Here is a 15,067-nt window from a genome sequence, read left to right as displayed (position 1 = left end):
GGAGTGTGGTGTGTCGCTATCCTGCCGTTGCGGCTTCAGTAGGGTGTGGTGAGGTACGAACCGCACCGCACCGTCAAGCCCCTTGCCTACTCCTCAGCCGAACTGACCCAAGTACACCTGCTTATAAGCCAGCGAACCCGCGGCAAACAGTAACAACGCCGCCATCAGCATATTGAACAGACGCAGATAGCCCGGATGCTGCAGGCGTTTCCCCAGTACGGCACCGGCTAGCGCATAGCTCAGCGGTGCTCCTCCGGCGAGGACGGCCAGCACCCCACATAACAGCAGCAGCTGACTGCCATGAGCACCGATAGCTGGCAGATGAATAGTGGCCAGCGGCAGCGTGGCGGCCAGCCCTTTGGGATTCAGCAGCTGCATCAGCATACCGTCGCGCCCGCTCAGGGCTCTGACCGACTGAGGCTGCACCTCCACCCTGAGGCTGGCGATGGCAATCTTCACTCCCAGATAAGCGATATAGAGACAGCCCAGAGCGCTGATCAGCGTCAGCCGGGCAGGGGTGATCAACCCCGCCCCCAGCAGGCTGAACGCCAGCAGCGGGATAAAAATGCCGAAACCCACGCCCACACAGAACCCCAGTGTTTGCCTGCCCTGGCCGTGCAGTCCGGCATTGAGCGCCAGAAAATTGACCGGACCGGGCGAATACATAATGCCAATGGCATAGGCGAACACATCCAACATGGTGAGTCCCATTTGTGCAGAGAAACAGAGAGCGCAGCGCGGATGCGCTGCTCAGAACAGGTGCTGAGGCTGAGCGCTGAGGTCTATGCCGAGTGCTGCAGGCAGCTCTGATACTGACGCGGCGTCATGCCATAGATGCGCTTGAAGCGGCGGTTGAAATGGCTGAGATCGGTAAAACCGTGCTGCAGCGCGACGTCTTCCAGCTTGCCCCCTGCCGACAGAGCGGAGCGGGCGGCATTGATGCGGCAGTTGAGCACGTACTGATGCGGCGTGATGCCAAACTGCTGCCGGAACAGCCGCAAAAAGTGGTACTTGGACAGATTGGCGGCGGCACTGATGGCATCCAGATTGATGTCTTCGTGCATGTGCGCCTGAATAAAATCCCTCGCCCGGCGCAGTAGCCGGTCGGTGCGGGGGCGCTGGGTGGATTCGGCCACACTGCCTTCACGCTGAGCCAGCCGTTCAGCGATACCCAGCAGTTGCTGTTCCTGTTCGATCTGGCTGCCCTGACCGCGCTGGATCATCTGCCCCAGCGTCTGCAAATGCTGGCGTAACGGTTCATCCCACAACAGGGTATCGCTGGCGCGAAAACGGCACTGTTCCGGGTGACGTACCGTTTTGCCCGAGACCGATGCCACCAGCGGGCCGAGTGTTTCCGGCGGGACATACAGCATCTGATATGACAGCGGCACCTCGCCGCCGGAGTTGCCGTCGTGCACTTCTTCCGGGTTGAACATGATGATCTGCCCGGGGTGGCTGCGGTGATGATGACCGCTGCTGAAGAATTCCTGCATCCCCGTCAGGGTGATACCAAAGGCGTGCTCTTCATGGGCATGACGGTCGTAGTGGAAGTCGTCCATATCGGCATGCAGCAGGGTGACGCCGGGCAAATGGCGGCTGCTGCTGAACTGAAACTGATTGTGATCGGTCATGGACGCCTCCTTTCCCGATTAGCCATGGCTGTTGAGTCCGTCATGGTCTGATGATCGAGAGGATGTACTGTAGCGCGTTCGGCGGCAGCGCACTTGGATAAAATTGCTCACTGCCGTCAGCCCGGCAGCTGCGCCAGCCGGGTGCTGATCTGCCCGGCAACGTCCTGCAGTGCACCGGTAAAAGCAGCGACCAGCGGCGATGGCGGGCGATGCAGAGGCCGCACCAGACTGACAGTAAAGGGAATGGTTACGCTGAAGCGCCGCACCAGCACACCCTGAGCGGCGTAGTCCAGCGCGGTCAGCGGGTTGACGATGGCCAGCCCGATGCCCTCGCGCACCATGGCGCAGACGGAGGCAGCGCTGTGGGTGTCCATCACCAGCTGGCGTTCGATGCCATGACGGACAAAGGTGCTGTCGATCTGCTGGCGGTAGCTGTCCAGTGCCGACAGGCTGATAAAAGGCTGGCCGCTGAAGTCTGCCGGTTCCAGCACTGCTTTGCTGGCCAGGGCGTGGCCCGGCGGCAGCACACAGACTTCATCCAGCACCATCAGCGCATCCAGCTCGGTGCCCTGCGGCGCCTGCGCCACTTCGGTCAGGCCGAGGTCATAGCGCTGGGCGGCCAGCCATTCCTCCAGCAGTGGTGACTCCTGCGGGGTGATGCTGATATTGACCTTGGGGAACTGCTCAACAAAGTGGCGGCATACCTGCGGCAGCAGTGACTGGGAAAACACCGGCAGGCAGGCAATGGCAAGCTGACCCTGATCAAACTGGCGCAGGGTGGCCGCGGTGTTGATGATGCGTTCCAGACCAAAGTAGGCGCGCTGCACTTCCTCAAACAGCAGCAGGCCCTGTGCCGTCGGGCGCAGGCGGCCCCTGCTGCGCTCAAACAGCGTCATCTGCGTCAGATATTCAAAGCGTGCCAGCTCGCGGCTGACGGTGGGCTGTGAGGTGTTGAGCATAGCGGCCGCGGCGGTGACGCTGCCACTGGTCATCACCGCACGAAAGACTTCGATATGGCGCAGAGTGACTGACATAAGCGCTCCTCAATAGCATCGCTGTGCAGTGGAAATGAGCTCCACCTTATATCAGATATGAATGACCTGTAGAAAAATTGATATTTTTCTGGAGGATTGCCGCCGTGCTTCAATACGCCTTTATTTTTTGGCTGCGGGTTAATCCGCCGCTGCCCACGCAATGCAGGAGTTAGCACGATGAGTACGCTGTCAGACCAGCAGATCGCCACCCTGGCGCAACAGCAGGGCACCCCGCTGTGGTGCTACGACGCAGCGGTGATCCGCGCCAAGGCGGCCCAGCTCAAGCAGTTCGATACCGTGCGTTTTGCCCAGAAAGCCTGCTCCAACATTCATATTCTCAGCCTGATGCGCGAGATTGGCATCAAGGTGGATTCGGTCTCGCTGGGTGAGCTGGAGCGAGCCAAACGTGCCGGTTACCGCCTGACCACCACCGAAGGGGAAGCGGAAGTGGTGTTTACTGCCGATCTGTTTGACCGCCAGACCCTGGAACGGGTGGTGGCCGATAAGATCGAAGTCAACGTCGGCTCGCTGGATATGCTGCACCAGCTTGGCCCGCTGTCGCCCGGCCACCGGGTGTGGATTCGCGTCAACCCCGGTTTTGGCCACGGCCACAGCCGCAAAACCAATACCGGCGGCGAGAACAGCAAGCACGGTATCTGGCACACCGAGCTGCCACAGGCGATTGCCGCCGTGCGTCAGTACGGCCTCAAACTGGTCGGCCTGCATCTGCATATCGGCTCCGGTGTGGACTATGACCACCTGCAGCAGGTGGGCGAGGCCATGATCGGGCTGGTCAAACTGGCGGATCACGATCTGGAAGCAATTTCCGCCGGTGGCGGCCTGTCGATCCCTTACCGTGACAGCGATGAGCCGGTCGATACCGCCCATTACTTCGAGCTGTGGGACGCCGTGCGCCAGCGTATCGCTGACCATCTGGGGCATCCGGTACGGCTGGAGCTGGAACCGGGTCGCTTCCTGGTCGCCGAGTCAGGCGTGCTGGTGGCCGAAGTGCGGGCCAGCAAATATATGGGTAGCCGTCACTTCACGCTGGTGGATGCCGGTTTTAACGAGCTGATGCGCCCGGCTATGTACGGCAGTTTCCACCGCATTTCCGTCGTGGCGGGGGATGGCCGTGACCTGAGTGACGCTGAGCTGCAACCGACCACCGTGGCCGGGCCCCTGTGTGAATCCGGTGATGTCTTTACGCAGGGTGCGGAAGGCGTAGTGGAAAGCCAGGATCTGCCCGTCGCGGCAGTGGGTGATCTGGTGGTGTTCCACGATGCCGGTGCCTATGGTGCCACCATGTCTTCCAACTACAACAGCCGCCGCTATGCCACGGAATATCTGGTGGACGGTGATGCATCACGGGTGATTCGCCGTCGTCAGACGTTTGAGGAATTGCTGGCAGCGGAAATGCTGGATTGATAACACTGACCACGCCATTTATGGCGAGGGAATACTTTTGAGATACATACCTTCGGTGTGATAACTCAAACTGTGGGGCGCTAAATATGCGTCCCCAGGTATTTCTTGCTAGGCGCTGCGAAAGATGAAACGGCGATGAAAGTCCATGTACACCTGATGTTCTACTTTCAAGCTCACTGACATTGACGAAAGAATGCCTAACTGCTCAGGAGCGTGAAGCTGGGGAGATATGAGTATGTTTCCAGATTCACTGAAGGATATGAGTCCTGCATCGAATGCTTTATCGATATTAGGCAACAGAAGTAAACCATTGTAGCGGTCTAGCCTTTCAGTATTTGATGATTTGCACCAAGGTTTGATGTGTGATGCCACTAGCATCGATATATCGTTGTAACCTGTTACAGCGCAACCACCCCAAAGTGATATCAATTTCTGTCGGAAATTTCCCTGCCCTATCCTAGTGTTAAGTAATGTCGCCTTCTCTGTCGTAGTAACGCTATCTTGGAGCAATATTGCTTCAATATCTGTCTCAATATCTGAGTCAAAACCCTCCTGTAAGTATTCTTCATACTTGTTGAGTGCGCTGGCATACATATTGTGGCCACGAGTGTTTCGTTCTTGGTACAGCGGCAGTTTTCTTATATCTAGAGCAATGGACTTGAAGCGGCTATAACTCAAAATAGAAGTTATTGGGCCATCTATGATTCCGTTATCTATGGCCCACTCGGAAATAACACCGCTGATAGCACTATTATATTTTCTGATGGATGATTCGGATAAATCACGAAACCTCATCCAGCTTTCAAACGTCATGATCGACTCCACTTCTTTGAAAGATTACACAGTGTTCAATAGTAGCCTGAGCGAAGATTATCTATGAAGCGCGTCAATTGATTTTACTAAGGCATATTTGTTTGGTTTTAGCCTTAACACCTATTTCTTATTTTTAACAGTTATTTGCTGATATTAGCCCATGCACTGCTGGCAACTACTAGATTCACAATAATGAGATGAGCGCTCGATAAAAAAGCCCGGATAGATCACTCTGGCCGGGCGGGGTAAACAGAACGCAGTGATTACAACAGGTATTCGGTGACGGCTAATAACAGTGATCAGCTCGCGATGGAGCGGGCGGTCAGGTCCAGACACTTCCATGCCTTGCTGACCAGCTCATCGACCTGCGCGTGGCTGATGATAAAGGGTGGAGCGATGATCATGGTGTCGCCGACGGCGCGCATGATCAGACCGTTCTGGAAGCAGTGCTCGCGGCAGCGCATACCGACGCCCTGTTTGCTGTCAAAGCGGCGGTGGCTGGCCTTGTCGGCCACCAGTTCGATGGCGCCAAACAGGCCCAGACCACGTACTTCACCGACCAGCGGATGTGCCTGCAGCGTGCGCAGCTGCTGCTGCAGATAAGGGCCGATGTCGTCTTTGATGCGGGTCACCAGATGTTCCTGGTGCAGGATAGACAGATTGGTCAGTGCCGCAGCACAGGCCACCGGATGCCCGGAGTAGGTGAAACCATGGTAGAACTCCCCGGCATCGCCCATCAGCACGTCACTGACCCGCTCGCTGACCATGACTCCACCGAGGGGGATATAACCCGAGGTGATTCCCTTGGCGACCGGCATCAGGTCGGGTTTGACGCCGAAATAGTCAGCACCGAACCATTTGCCGGTGCGGCCAAAGCCGCAGATCACTTCATCGGTCACCAGCAGGATGCCGTATTCATCACAGATCTTCTGGATTTCCGGCCAGTAAGTCGCAGGGGGGATGATCACACCGCCTGCGCCCTGAATCGGCTCGCCGATAAAGGCTGCCACCTTGTCGGCACCGATCTCTTCGATGGTGTCGCGCAGTTCGCGGGCGCGCAGCAGGCCGAACTCTTCCGCTGACATGTCCTGACCTTCGCCGTACCAGTAAGGCTGGTTGATATGGACGATATCGGGAATCAGATGGCCCATCTGCTCATGCACCACGCCAAAGCCGCCGAGGCTGGCGCCACCCAGGGTGCTGCCGTGATAGGCATTTTTACGCGAGATGACGACCCGGCGCTGCGGCTGATCGAGCAGCTGCCAGTAGCGCCAGATCATGCGCAGTACGGTGTCGTTGGCTTCGGAGCCGGAGCCGGTGAAAAACACCTGCTTGAAGCGCGGTGCCAGTGCCGTCAGCTGGCTGGCCAGCTCGATGGCTGGCGGATGGGCGGTCTGGAAAAAGTTGTTGTAGTAGGGCAGCTGCAGCATCTGCGCATAGACCGCATCGGCAATTTCCTTGCGGCCATAGCCGACATTGACGCACCACAGCCCGGCCATGCCGTCGAGTATCTGGTGGCCATCGACATCCCAGACATAGGCGCCTTCAGCGCGGCTGATAATGCGTGAACCTTTGCCGGCCAGCTCCTTGAAGTCGGTAAAGGGATGCAGGTGATGCTGGCGATCGAGGTGTTGCCACTCTTCACGAGTACGCTCGGGGTGTGCGGCAGTGCTCATCGGGTTGTTCATTGCAACGCTCCATAGGGTTGGCTGCGCGAAGCCTTATCGGACGAAATTGCCGGGCGCACTGCTCCGACTGCCGGTGGCTGGGCCATCAGCAGTACAACGCTGTTCGGAGTGCAGTGATACGGCCGGCCAGCGGGCTGGCCGGGGCGCAGCGAATAGCTGTCTTAACAGCCGGTTAAGCGAATCCAGGTGGTCTTGAGTTCGGTGTACTTGTCAAAGGCATGCAGCGATTTGTCGCGGCCGATGCCCGACTGTTTGTAGCCACCGAAGGGCACGGTGATGTCGTCGGCGTCATAGCAGTTGACGTACACCACGCCGGCACGCAGACCACGGCTGATACGGTGGGCGGTATTGATATTGCTGGTCCAGACGGCAGCCCCGAGGCCATAGCACACATCGTTGGCTACCTGCAGGGCTTCATCGGCATCCTTGACGCGGATGGCCGCCAGCACCGGGCCGAAGATTTCTTCCTGAGCGATGCGCATGCGGTTGTTCACATCGCTGAAGACCGTGGGTTGCACAAAGGCGCCGCCGGTGTCCTGCCGCACCTGCTGGCCACCCAGATAAAGGGTTGCACCTTCTTCCTGACCGATACGGATATAGTCCAGCACCCGTTCCATATGTTTGTGTTCCACCAGCGCTCCGAGCGAAGTGGCCGGGTCCAGCGGATCGCCGGGCTGCAGGGTGGCGGCGACCTCAGCAATTTTTGCCAGCACCCGGTCATAGACCTTTTCATGCACGATCAGGCGCGAGCCTGCAGTACACATCTCGCCCTGATTGAAGAAGATGCCCCAGGCGGCTGCGGTGGCGGCGGCGTCGAGGTCTTCGCAGTCGTCGAGAATGATGTGCGGTGATTTGCCGCCACATTCCAGTCCGACCTTCTTCAGGTTGGACTGACCGGCATACTGCATGAATAGCTTGCCGACATCAGTGGAGCCGGTGAATGCCAGCGCATCCACATCCATATGCAGGCCGAGAGCCTTGCCTGCCGTCGGGCCAAAGCCCGGCAGCACATTGAGCACACCCGCAGGAATACCGGCTTCCAGCGCCAGTTCCGCCAGACGAATAGCCGTCAGTGGCGACTGCTCGGCAGGCTTCAGCACCACCGAGTTGCCTGCGGCCAGCGCCGGGCCGAGTTTCCATGCGGCCATGATCATGGGGAAGTTCCAGGGCACCACCACGGCCACGACGCCGACCGGCTCACGGGTAATGGTGGCCAGCGCGTTGCTGGCGGTGGGAGCGATTTCGTCATAGATCTTGTCGATAGCTTCACCGTACCAGGCGATGCAGCGAGAGGTAGCGGGGACATCCACACTCAGGCTGTCGCTGATGGGTTTACCCATATTGAGGGTTTCCAGCAGAGCCAGTTCGTCAGTGTGCTCATCAATCAGTGCCGCCCAGCGTTGCATGATGCGCTTGCGCTGGCCCGGTGCCATGCCTGCCCAGCGGCGGTCTGCAAAGGCGCGACGGGCGGCTGCGACGGCGACATCCACATCAGCGGCGTCGCACTCGGCGACCTCACCCAGCGGCTGGCCGTTAGCCGGGTTGATGGGAGTAAAGCATTTACCGGACAGGGCGTCGCAGGCGTTGCCATCAATAATGGCCTGACCGGGAATACGGATGCGGTGGGCGAGAGCCTGCCAGTCGGCAAGGGTTTTACTGTTGCTCATGGTTATCCTCTCTGGCCGGAGCGGCGTAGCGTGCTGCTCGACGTGCCCATGGGGTGGCTGGGACGGATCTGCGAGTGACCTGACGGGCGGTGTTGGCTGCCATGCTGTTCTGAGTGTCACTGCAGAGGGGTGTCAAATTTGTGATCACAGGTTAGCACCGGGATAATGTGATCACAATATCGTGATGCCGACAAAAAGCCAAGGTGAGCCATTCTGCTGCCCTGAGGGCGCCGTAAAATCCGCCCTTAGCCTTGCTAATTCATGGGGTTAGCAGGGGGTGAAAATCGAGTGCTTGACAAGATTTCTAAAAAAGTGATCACTATATCTGTGTTCGGTAACGCGGTTGGAGGTGTTTATGGGCGAGCAGCGCCCGTTAATCGGAATTCAGGCCGATGTGTTTTTAAACGGCCAGGCCCCCTTTCACGGGGTGGGGGAGAAATACATCAACGCGGTGATCCATGGCAGCCAGGCGCAGGCCATGCTGATTCCCGGACTGAGCTTTGAGCAGGACGGACGCGAACTGCAGCAGGTGGATGATGATTACCTGCGCGATCTGATCTCTCGCCTTGATGGCCTTTTTCTTCCCGGCAGCCCTTCCAATCTCAACCCCCAGCATTACCACGAATCCCTGCTTCATCCTGATTCCCCTGCTGATCCTCAGCGCGATGCCACCAGCCTTCGTCTTATCCGTCTTGCCATTGAGCAGGGCGTGCCGCTGTTTGCCGTTTGTCGTGGCTTTCAGGAGCTGAATGTGGCACTGGGCGGCAGCCTGTATCAGGCGGTACATGAACAGCCCGAACTGCAGGATCATCGTGAAGACAAGCATGCCAGCCGGGCTGAACAGTATGCGCCCGCTCACGAGGTGACGCTGGTGGCGCATGGATTGCTGGCCAGCTGGCTGAGCTGCACACGCTGGAAGGTGAACTCCCTGCACGGTCAGGGGGTGAAGCAGCTGGCGCCGGTGTTACGGGTTGAGGCCCGTGCCGATGATGGTTTGATTGAAGCGGTCAGCCTGCCTTCGGCAGCGGCGCTGGTCGTCGCGGTGCAGTGGCACCCGGAATGGCAGTTTGCCGATGATGCGCTGTCTTCTGCGCTGTTCCATGCCTTCGGTGAGGCAGCGCGGTTGCGGCAGGCGCAGCGTCTGGCCACCAGCGGCCGCCGTTAGTATCGGTTTACGGCGTAAGCATCACGGCTTACTGCATAAGCATCACCGTTGCGTAATTAGACAGAGGTTTGGCTTACGCCAATGACCACCATGGATCCCCCGGTTTCTGCCGGCGATGCGGTGGAGGAACCACCCCCCGCGTCGACACGGCGCCGGTCCCGAACCGGCAAACAGCATTACCAACAAAGTACACAAGCGGGTCACCCAATAACGTATGACAGCTACATTGATAGCGGCCCGCACAGCACGATAGTCAGGCTCAACGCCTGAGCCGGATGTCTCTCCTGGGTGAAGACATCGGGCTTCATGAGGAGAGAGAAAATGTCGAGTGAGAGCACTATGGTTGCCGGTAGTCTGCAGACGAACCTGGACGATGCCCATGCTTTCCTCAATCAGCACCCCGATATCGAGGTGTTTGAATTGCTGATCCCCGATACCAACGGTGTGGTCAGGGGGAAATGGGTGCCGCGCAGTGCGGTGCCGAAGGTGCTGTCCAGCGGTATCCGTCTGCCCAGCTCCATGTTCGCGCTGGATATCTGGGGTAACGACGTATCGGAAAGCGGGCTGGTGTTTGAAACCGGTGACCGCGACGCCCTTTGTCTGCCGGTCAGTCGTTCCCTCAAGGAAGTGCCCTGGCTGAAACGCCGCACCGCGCAGATCGTCATGTCCATGTATGAGTCTGACGGTGCTCCGTTCTTCGGTGATCCGCGCCACCGTCTGCAGCATATCTGTGATCTGTTCAAACAGCTGGGGCTGACGCCGGTGGTGGCGATTGAGCTGGAGTTCTATCTGCTGGACCGTGACCCTGCCGCTGATGGCCGTCCGCAGCCACCCATGTCGCCTACCACGGGCCGTCGTCAGTTCACCAATCAGGTGTACGGTATCGAGGAGCTGCATGAGTTCGAGGACTTCTTCGACGGTATCTCCCGCGCGGCTTCCACCCAGGACCTGCCGGTGGATACCACGGTGGCCGAGCAGGCGCCGAACCAGTATGAAATCAACCTGCATCACGTCGCCAATGCGGTGCAGGCAGCGGAACACGCCATTCTGCTGAAGCGGGTAATCAAGGGGGTGGCTCAGGCCCATCAGATGAATGCGACCTTTATGGCCAAGCCATACGGCGATCTGGCCGGTAACGGTATGCACATCCACTTCAGCCTGATTGATCAGGAAGGCCGCAACGTGTTCGATAACGGCACGCCCACCGGCAGTGATCTGCTGCGTCAGGCCATCGCCGGTCTGACTCACTCCATGGCGGACAGCATGGCGCTGCTGGCACCGAACATTAACTCTTATCGTCGTTTCCAGGCGGGCAGCCATGCGCCGGTGCATCCGTGCTGGGGCTACGACAACCGGAGTACCGCAATCCGTATTCCATCTGGTGAGCGTTCGGCGATCCGTATCGAACACCGCGTGGGCGGTGCCGATGCCAACCCCTTCCTGTCGATGGCTGCAGTGCTGGCGGGCGCCTATCACGGCATCGTCAACAAGATGGAGCCGCCACCCGCTACCGTGGGTAACGCCTATGCACAGCATGAGGCGTCACTGCCGGACAATCTAGCCGATGCATTGCTGGCCTTTGAAGAATCAGAATTTATTAAAGAATATTTTGGTGAACCGTATCAGCGCCTATATAGCGCGTGTAAATGGCAGGAATTGGCGACTTTCGGAAGTCAGGTAACGCAATTGGAATATGACTCCTATTTGCGCACCGTGTAATTAAAAATAGCATGCGCTATTTTGGGGCGATCTGGTTTTTGGATACCTGTTTTGGTGCCTTGAACAGATCGCCCTTTTTATTTGTGACTGAATAAGCGTTGTCTGCTGCTGATTACCTTTCAGCTCAGGCATCATCTTTATGGAATTTATGTAACGTATTGAACATGCTGGTTTTTTGTTGCGATGCAGTAGTGTGGTCTGGGCGTTGGATATAGGGTGAATATTAAGCTGAATTTTTTCAGTTATATATTCTTCAATATTCCCATGGGGGTATTTTTAGAAATAGATGTTAGTTATTGGTAGTAATGTTTTATTGAGCTAAAACTGAAGATGGATGGGAAAGTATTTATCTGGTTTTTTAGCTCATGCACACTGAATTGGACTAATAAAAATAATTCGTCTTTTATATTCTTCGGCATAGCTTGTGCATAGTGGTTTTAGGTATAGATAACGGGATTATCAAATACGTGAGCCCTGGAGCGTGAACACGTTCCCGGCTGTTGCAGGCTGACCGCAAACCCACATCGCCGGTGGAATATTTACCGGTGACTCTGCGGTGCAGCGGGCAGGTTGATCTGCGGTGCAGCGGCTCGCTGCACAGATGAACGCAAAACCTTGTTCTAGCACTGGCGTCTGCTGTGCTTTCTGATATAAAGCGCGGTTTGGTTGCACATGTTCCGTCAGGCAGACTCTGTTACTCTTGGCGGTTCAGTAGCGTGGTAAGCGGCAGTCAGGCTGACTGCACAGGCTCCACGCGTCACAGGTTTACGATTCGTCGCAGAGATACGTCAGGTGCCGGTCAGCCGGCGCTCAGTGCCAAGCATCAGGCCGTCGAAGTATTAAAGGTTTCGGTAGCTCCCCCGGCGGTGGGGTCGCCAACAAGTATAAGTCAGGAGGTTATGTCGATAATGAATGTAGCTACCAGCACCGCTGCGATGGCGGACTCGGCCAAGAGGCCCGAGCAGACGATCCTGCAGATTCAGCAGGTCACCAAGATGTTTGGCGATACCAAGGCCGTCAATGATGTCAGCCTGGATATTCGTAAAGGCGAGATATTCGCCCTGCTCGGTGGTTCCGGATGTGGCAAAACCACGCTGCTGCGGATGCTGGCCGGGTTTGAGCGCCCCACCGCGGGCCGCATCATTCTCGATGGTCAGGACATTACCGCGCTGCCTCCCTACGAGCGCCCCATCAATATGATGTTCCAGTCCTATGCACTGTTCCCGCACATGAGTGTGGAGCAGAACATCGCCTTTGGTCTGAAGCAGGATGGCATGACCCGCAACCAGATCGGTGATCGTGTCGCACACATGCTGAAGCTGGTGCACATGAGCAAGTATGCCCGTCGCAAGCCGCACCAGCTGTCCGGTGGCCAGCGCCAGCGTGTCGCTCTGGCACGCAGTCTGGCCAAGCATCCCAAGCTGTTGCTGCTGGATGAGCCGATGGGCGCGCTGGATAAAAAGCTGCGTACCCAGATGCAGCTGGAAGTGGTGAACATTATCGAAAGCGTGGGTGTGACCTGTGTGATGGTGACCCACGATCAGGAAGAAGCCATGACCATGGCCGGTCGCCTCGGCATCATGGATTCCGGCGAAATCTGTCAGGTCGGCAGCCCCACTGAAGTTTACGAATACCCCAACAGTCGTCTGACTGCCGAGTTTATCGGCTCGGTCAATATCTTCGAGGGGGTGGTCGACGAACAGGCCGAGGATGCCGAAGAGCTGCTGATCACCAGCAGTGAACTCGAATGCCCGCTGGCACTGGGTCTGAACGCCTCGGTCAGTGCCGGTATGCCGGTCGCGGTGGCGGTGCGCCCGGAGAAAATATCGGTGTCGTTTGAGCGCCCTGAGCAGACAACTAACTGGGTTAAAGGCACGGTATCGGATATTGCCTATCTGGGCGGCATTTCTAACTATCACGTAGAAATTGCCGGCGGTCACCGCATTCAGTGTACCGTTGCCAACGTTGCCCGTTCGACTCAGGACCGCGCGACCTGGGGTGATGAGGTCTATCTGAGCTGGGATACTGCCAGCGGGGTGGTGCTCATATCATGACTAAACTGCTGAACTGCTTCTCCAAAGGGCGGACATGGATCATCTCCGTTCCTTACATCTGGCTGCTGCTGTTCTTCTTCATTCCGTTTGCCATCGTACTGAAGATCAGTTTGTCAGAATCGGCCATTGCTATTCCTCCGTATGAAGATCTGATCTCGTACGCCGACGATGTGCTTAATATCAAGCTCAATCTCGGCAATTTCCATTTCCTGCTGCAGGATGACCTGTACTTTCTGGCGTATCTGAACTCGCTGAAAACGGCGTTCTTTGCCACCGTGCTGTGCCTGCTGGTGGGTTATCCGATGGCCTACTTCATGGCCCGGTCTGAGCCCAGTGTGCGCAATGTTCTGCTGATGCTGGTGATTCTGCCGAGCTGGACCTCCTTTCTGATCCGTATCTATGCCTGGATCGGCATTCTCAAGAGCAACGGCCTGCTCAACAACTTCCTGATGTCCATCGGCCTGATCCACGAGCCGCTGGAAATTCTCAACACCAACGTGGCGGTGTATATCGGTATTGTCTATGCCTACCTGCCGTTCATGATCCTGCCGCTGTATGCCAACCTGCTGAAGATGGATCTGTCACTGCTGGAAGCCGCTTCTGATCTGGGTTGTCGCCCGTGGAAGACCTTCCTCAAGGTGACGCTGCCATTGTCCAAGGCGGGCATCATTGCCGGCTCCATGCTGGTTTTCATTCCGGCGGTGGGGGAGTTCGTCATTCCTTCGCTACTGGGCGGTGCCAATACCCTGATGATCGGTAAGGTGCTGTGGCAGGAGTTCTTCAACAACCGCGACTGGCCGGTTGCTTCGGCGGTGGCCATTGTCATGCTGTTGCTGCTGCTGGTCCCGATTGCCTTGTTTAACCGTTATCAGGCCAAGGAGGCAGCCAATGAAGCTAAATAAACTGTCACTGACGGTGCTGACGCTGGGCTTTGCGTTTCTCTATCTGCCCATCGTGCTGCTGATCGGTTACTCCTTTAACGAGTCGCGACTGGTGACAGTGTGGGCTGGTTTTTCTACCAAGTGGTACGGCGAGCTGTTTGCCGATGATCAGATGATGAGCGCCGTCTGGCTCAGTCTGAAGATCGCCATGGGCGCCTCCACCGGCGCTATCATTCTCGGCACCCTGGCCGCCTTTGCACTGGTGCGTTTTGGTCGGTTCTGGGGCCACACCCTGTTTGGTTCGATGATCAATGCGCCTCTGGTTATGCCTGATGTCATCACCGGGCTGTCATTGCTGCTGCTGTTTGTGGCGATGGGGCAGCTGTTTGGCTGGCCGGCTGAGCGCGGTTCGCTGACCATTCTGCTGGCGCATATCACCTTCTGTACCGCCTATGCTGCCATTGTGATCAGCTCGCGGCTGAAAGAGATGGATCTGTCGCTGGAAGAGGCAGCGATGGACCTCGGTGCTCATCCATTTAAGGTATTCTGGCTGGTCACGCTGCCCATCATTGCCCCCTCGCTGGTGGCAGGCTGGTTACTGTCGTTCACCCTGTCGATGGATGATCTGGTAATCGCCAGCTTTGTCTCCGGCCCCGGCTCCACTACGCTGCCGATGGTGGTGTTCTCCAGCGTGCGTCTGGGGGTCAGCCCCAAGATCAACGCGCTGGCGACCCTGATCGTGCTGGTGGTCAGTATTGCCGTGTGCGTGGCCTGGTGGTTTGCCCGCAAGGCTGAGCGTGATGCGCAGATGCTGCCGGATGAGGAATAACCCGCGCTGAGTCGCGGCTGTTGCCCGGCGTCGATCTGTGCTGATCAAGGAGCCATAGCGACCCTGTCGTTATGGCTCTTTTTTATTGGCGGGTTAACCGCACTGATTCGCTCTCTGAACTGTAGGGCTACGCTGCAGGCCGCGCCGTTTATGGACTTCGG

At 57.4% G+C, this 15,067-nt stretch carries 12 protein-coding genes; 6 read left to right on the top strand and 6 right to left on the bottom strand.

Annotated features, from left to right (window positions below; translation table 11 throughout):
- Positions 1-93 precede the first annotated feature (93 nt).
- The 3 genes from QCD60_RS08500 to QCD60_RS08490 all read right to left on the bottom strand — a co-directional run bounded on the left by QCD60_RS08500 (position 94) and on the right by QCD60_RS08490 (position 2,665).
- The gene (locus QCD60_RS08500; protein WP_279784245.1) at positions 94-699 is read right to left on the bottom strand and encodes a LysE family transporter; all 606 of its coding nucleotides are present in this window, start codon (positions 697-699) and stop codon (positions 94-96) included.
- An 83-nt stretch (positions 700-782) separates the two neighbouring features.
- Positions 783-1,631, bottom strand: a complete 849-nt coding sequence (locus QCD60_RS08495) for an AraC family transcriptional regulator (RefSeq protein ID WP_279784243.1) — start codon at positions 1,629-1,631, stop codon at positions 783-785.
- A 116-nt stretch (positions 1,632-1,747) separates the two neighbouring features.
- Positions 1,748-2,665 carry a LysR family transcriptional regulator gene (locus tag QCD60_RS08490; RefSeq protein WP_279784241.1) on the bottom strand — a complete coding sequence of 306 codons (918 nt, stop codon included), beginning with the start codon at positions 2,663-2,665 and terminating at the stop codon, positions 1,748-1,750.
- Positions 2,666-2,842: 177 nt separating this feature from the next.
- Here QCD60_RS08490 and lysA point away from each other — a divergent pair, with 177 nt between their 5' ends.
- Positions 2,843-4,090 (top strand): diaminopimelate decarboxylase, encoded by a 1,248-nt coding sequence (gene lysA, locus QCD60_RS08485; protein WP_279784240.1) that lies wholly within the window; start codon positions 2,843-2,845, stop codon positions 4,088-4,090.
- A gap of 108 nt (positions 4,091-4,198) precedes the next feature.
- Here the strand turns inward: lysA and QCD60_RS08480 are convergent, their stop codons facing one another.
- The 3 genes from QCD60_RS08480 to QCD60_RS08470 all read right to left on the bottom strand — a co-directional run bounded on the left by QCD60_RS08480 (position 4,199) and on the right by QCD60_RS08470 (position 8,258).
- Entirely contained in the window at positions 4,199-4,903 is a 705-nt protein-coding gene (locus QCD60_RS08480; protein WP_279784238.1) for an HNH endonuclease, read from the bottom strand.
- Positions 4,904-5,202: 299 nt separating this feature from the next.
- Entirely contained in the window at positions 5,203-6,591 is a 1,389-nt protein-coding gene (locus QCD60_RS08475; RefSeq protein ID WP_279784236.1) for an aspartate aminotransferase family protein, read from the bottom strand.
- A 161-nt stretch (positions 6,592-6,752) separates the two neighbouring features.
- Positions 6,753-8,258, bottom strand: a complete 1,506-nt coding sequence (locus tag QCD60_RS08470) for an aldehyde dehydrogenase (RefSeq protein ID WP_279784234.1) — start codon at positions 8,256-8,258, stop codon at positions 6,753-6,755.
- Between the two features lie 355 nt (positions 8,259-8,613).
- Between QCD60_RS08470 and QCD60_RS08465 the strand changes: the two genes are divergently transcribed.
- From QCD60_RS08465 to QCD60_RS08445, 5 genes are all read left to right on the top strand, one after another.
- Positions 8,614-9,423: a gamma-glutamyl-gamma-aminobutyrate hydrolase family protein gene (locus QCD60_RS08465; RefSeq protein WP_279784232.1), complete on the top strand. Its 810-nt coding sequence runs from the start codon at positions 8,614-8,616 to the stop codon at positions 9,421-9,423.
- A 321-nt stretch (positions 9,424-9,744) separates the two neighbouring features.
- Complete coding sequence (locus tag QCD60_RS08460) at positions 9,745-11,142, top strand: glutamine synthetase family protein (RefSeq protein ID WP_279784230.1); 1,398 nt, start codon at positions 9,745-9,747, stop codon at positions 11,140-11,142.
- 908 nt (positions 11,143-12,050) lie between these two features.
- A complete protein-coding gene (gene potA, locus QCD60_RS08455; RefSeq protein WP_279787901.1) occupies positions 12,051-13,196 on the top strand; it encodes a polyamine ABC transporter ATP-binding protein in 1,146 nt (381 codons plus the stop codon).
- A complete protein-coding gene (locus tag QCD60_RS08450) occupies positions 13,193-14,098 on the top strand; it encodes an ABC transporter permease subunit (protein WP_279784229.1) in 906 nt (301 codons plus the stop codon). The genes potA and QCD60_RS08450 overlap by 4 nt, the downstream gene beginning before the upstream one ends.
- Positions 14,085-14,906 carry an ABC transporter permease subunit gene (locus QCD60_RS08445; protein WP_279784227.1) on the top strand — a complete coding sequence of 274 codons (822 nt, stop codon included), beginning with the start codon at positions 14,085-14,087 and terminating at the stop codon, positions 14,904-14,906. The genes QCD60_RS08450 and QCD60_RS08445 overlap by 14 nt, the downstream gene beginning before the upstream one ends.
- Positions 14,907-15,067: the final 161 nt, after the last annotated feature.

Origin of the sequence: Pokkaliibacter sp. MBI-7 (genome assembly GCF_029846635.1) — a bacterium.
Lineage (GTDB): Bacteria > Pseudomonadota > Gammaproteobacteria > Pseudomonadales > Balneatricaceae > Pokkaliibacter.
Note: the sequence above shows the minus strand (reverse complement) of the source record. Positions and strands in the feature narration are given on the sequence as shown.

Excerpts from the sequence above, each read along its gene's own strand:
- QCD60_RS08500 (WP_279784245.1), bottom strand. The coding sequence starts at position 699 with ATGTTGGATGTGTTCGCCTATGCCATTGGCATTATGTATTCGCCCGGT.
- QCD60_RS08495 (WP_279784243.1), bottom strand. The coding sequence starts at position 1,631 with ATGACCGATCACAATCAGTTTCAGTTCAGCAGCAGCCGCCATTTGCCC.
- QCD60_RS08490 (WP_279784241.1), bottom strand. The coding sequence starts at position 2,665 with ATGTCAGTCACTCTGCGCCATATCGAAGTCTTTCGTGCGGTGATGACC.
- lysA (WP_279784240.1), top strand. The coding sequence starts at position 2,843 with ATGAGTACGCTGTCAGACCAGCAGATCGCCACCCTGGCGCAACAGCAG.
- QCD60_RS08480 (WP_279784238.1), bottom strand. The coding sequence starts at position 4,903 with ATGACGTTTGAAAGCTGGATGAGGTTTCGTGATTTATCCGAATCATCC.
- QCD60_RS08475 (WP_279784236.1), bottom strand. The coding sequence starts at position 6,591 with ATGAACAACCCGATGAGCACTGCCGCACACCCCGAGCGTACTCGTGAA.
- QCD60_RS08470 (WP_279784234.1), bottom strand. The coding sequence starts at position 8,258 with ATGAGCAACAGTAAAACCCTTGCCGACTGGCAGGCTCTCGCCCACCGC.
- QCD60_RS08465 (WP_279784232.1), top strand. The coding sequence starts at position 8,614 with ATGGGCGAGCAGCGCCCGTTAATCGGAATTCAGGCCGATGTGTTTTTA.
- QCD60_RS08460 (WP_279784230.1), top strand. The coding sequence starts at position 9,745 with ATGTCGAGTGAGAGCACTATGGTTGCCGGTAGTCTGCAGACGAACCTG.
- potA (WP_279787901.1), top strand. The coding sequence starts at position 12,051 with ATGAATGTAGCTACCAGCACCGCTGCGATGGCGGACTCGGCCAAGAGG.
- QCD60_RS08450 (WP_279784229.1), top strand. The coding sequence starts at position 13,193 with ATGACTAAACTGCTGAACTGCTTCTCCAAAGGGCGGACATGGATCATC.
- QCD60_RS08445 (WP_279784227.1), top strand. The coding sequence starts at position 14,085 with ATGAAGCTAAATAAACTGTCACTGACGGTGCTGACGCTGGGCTTTGCG.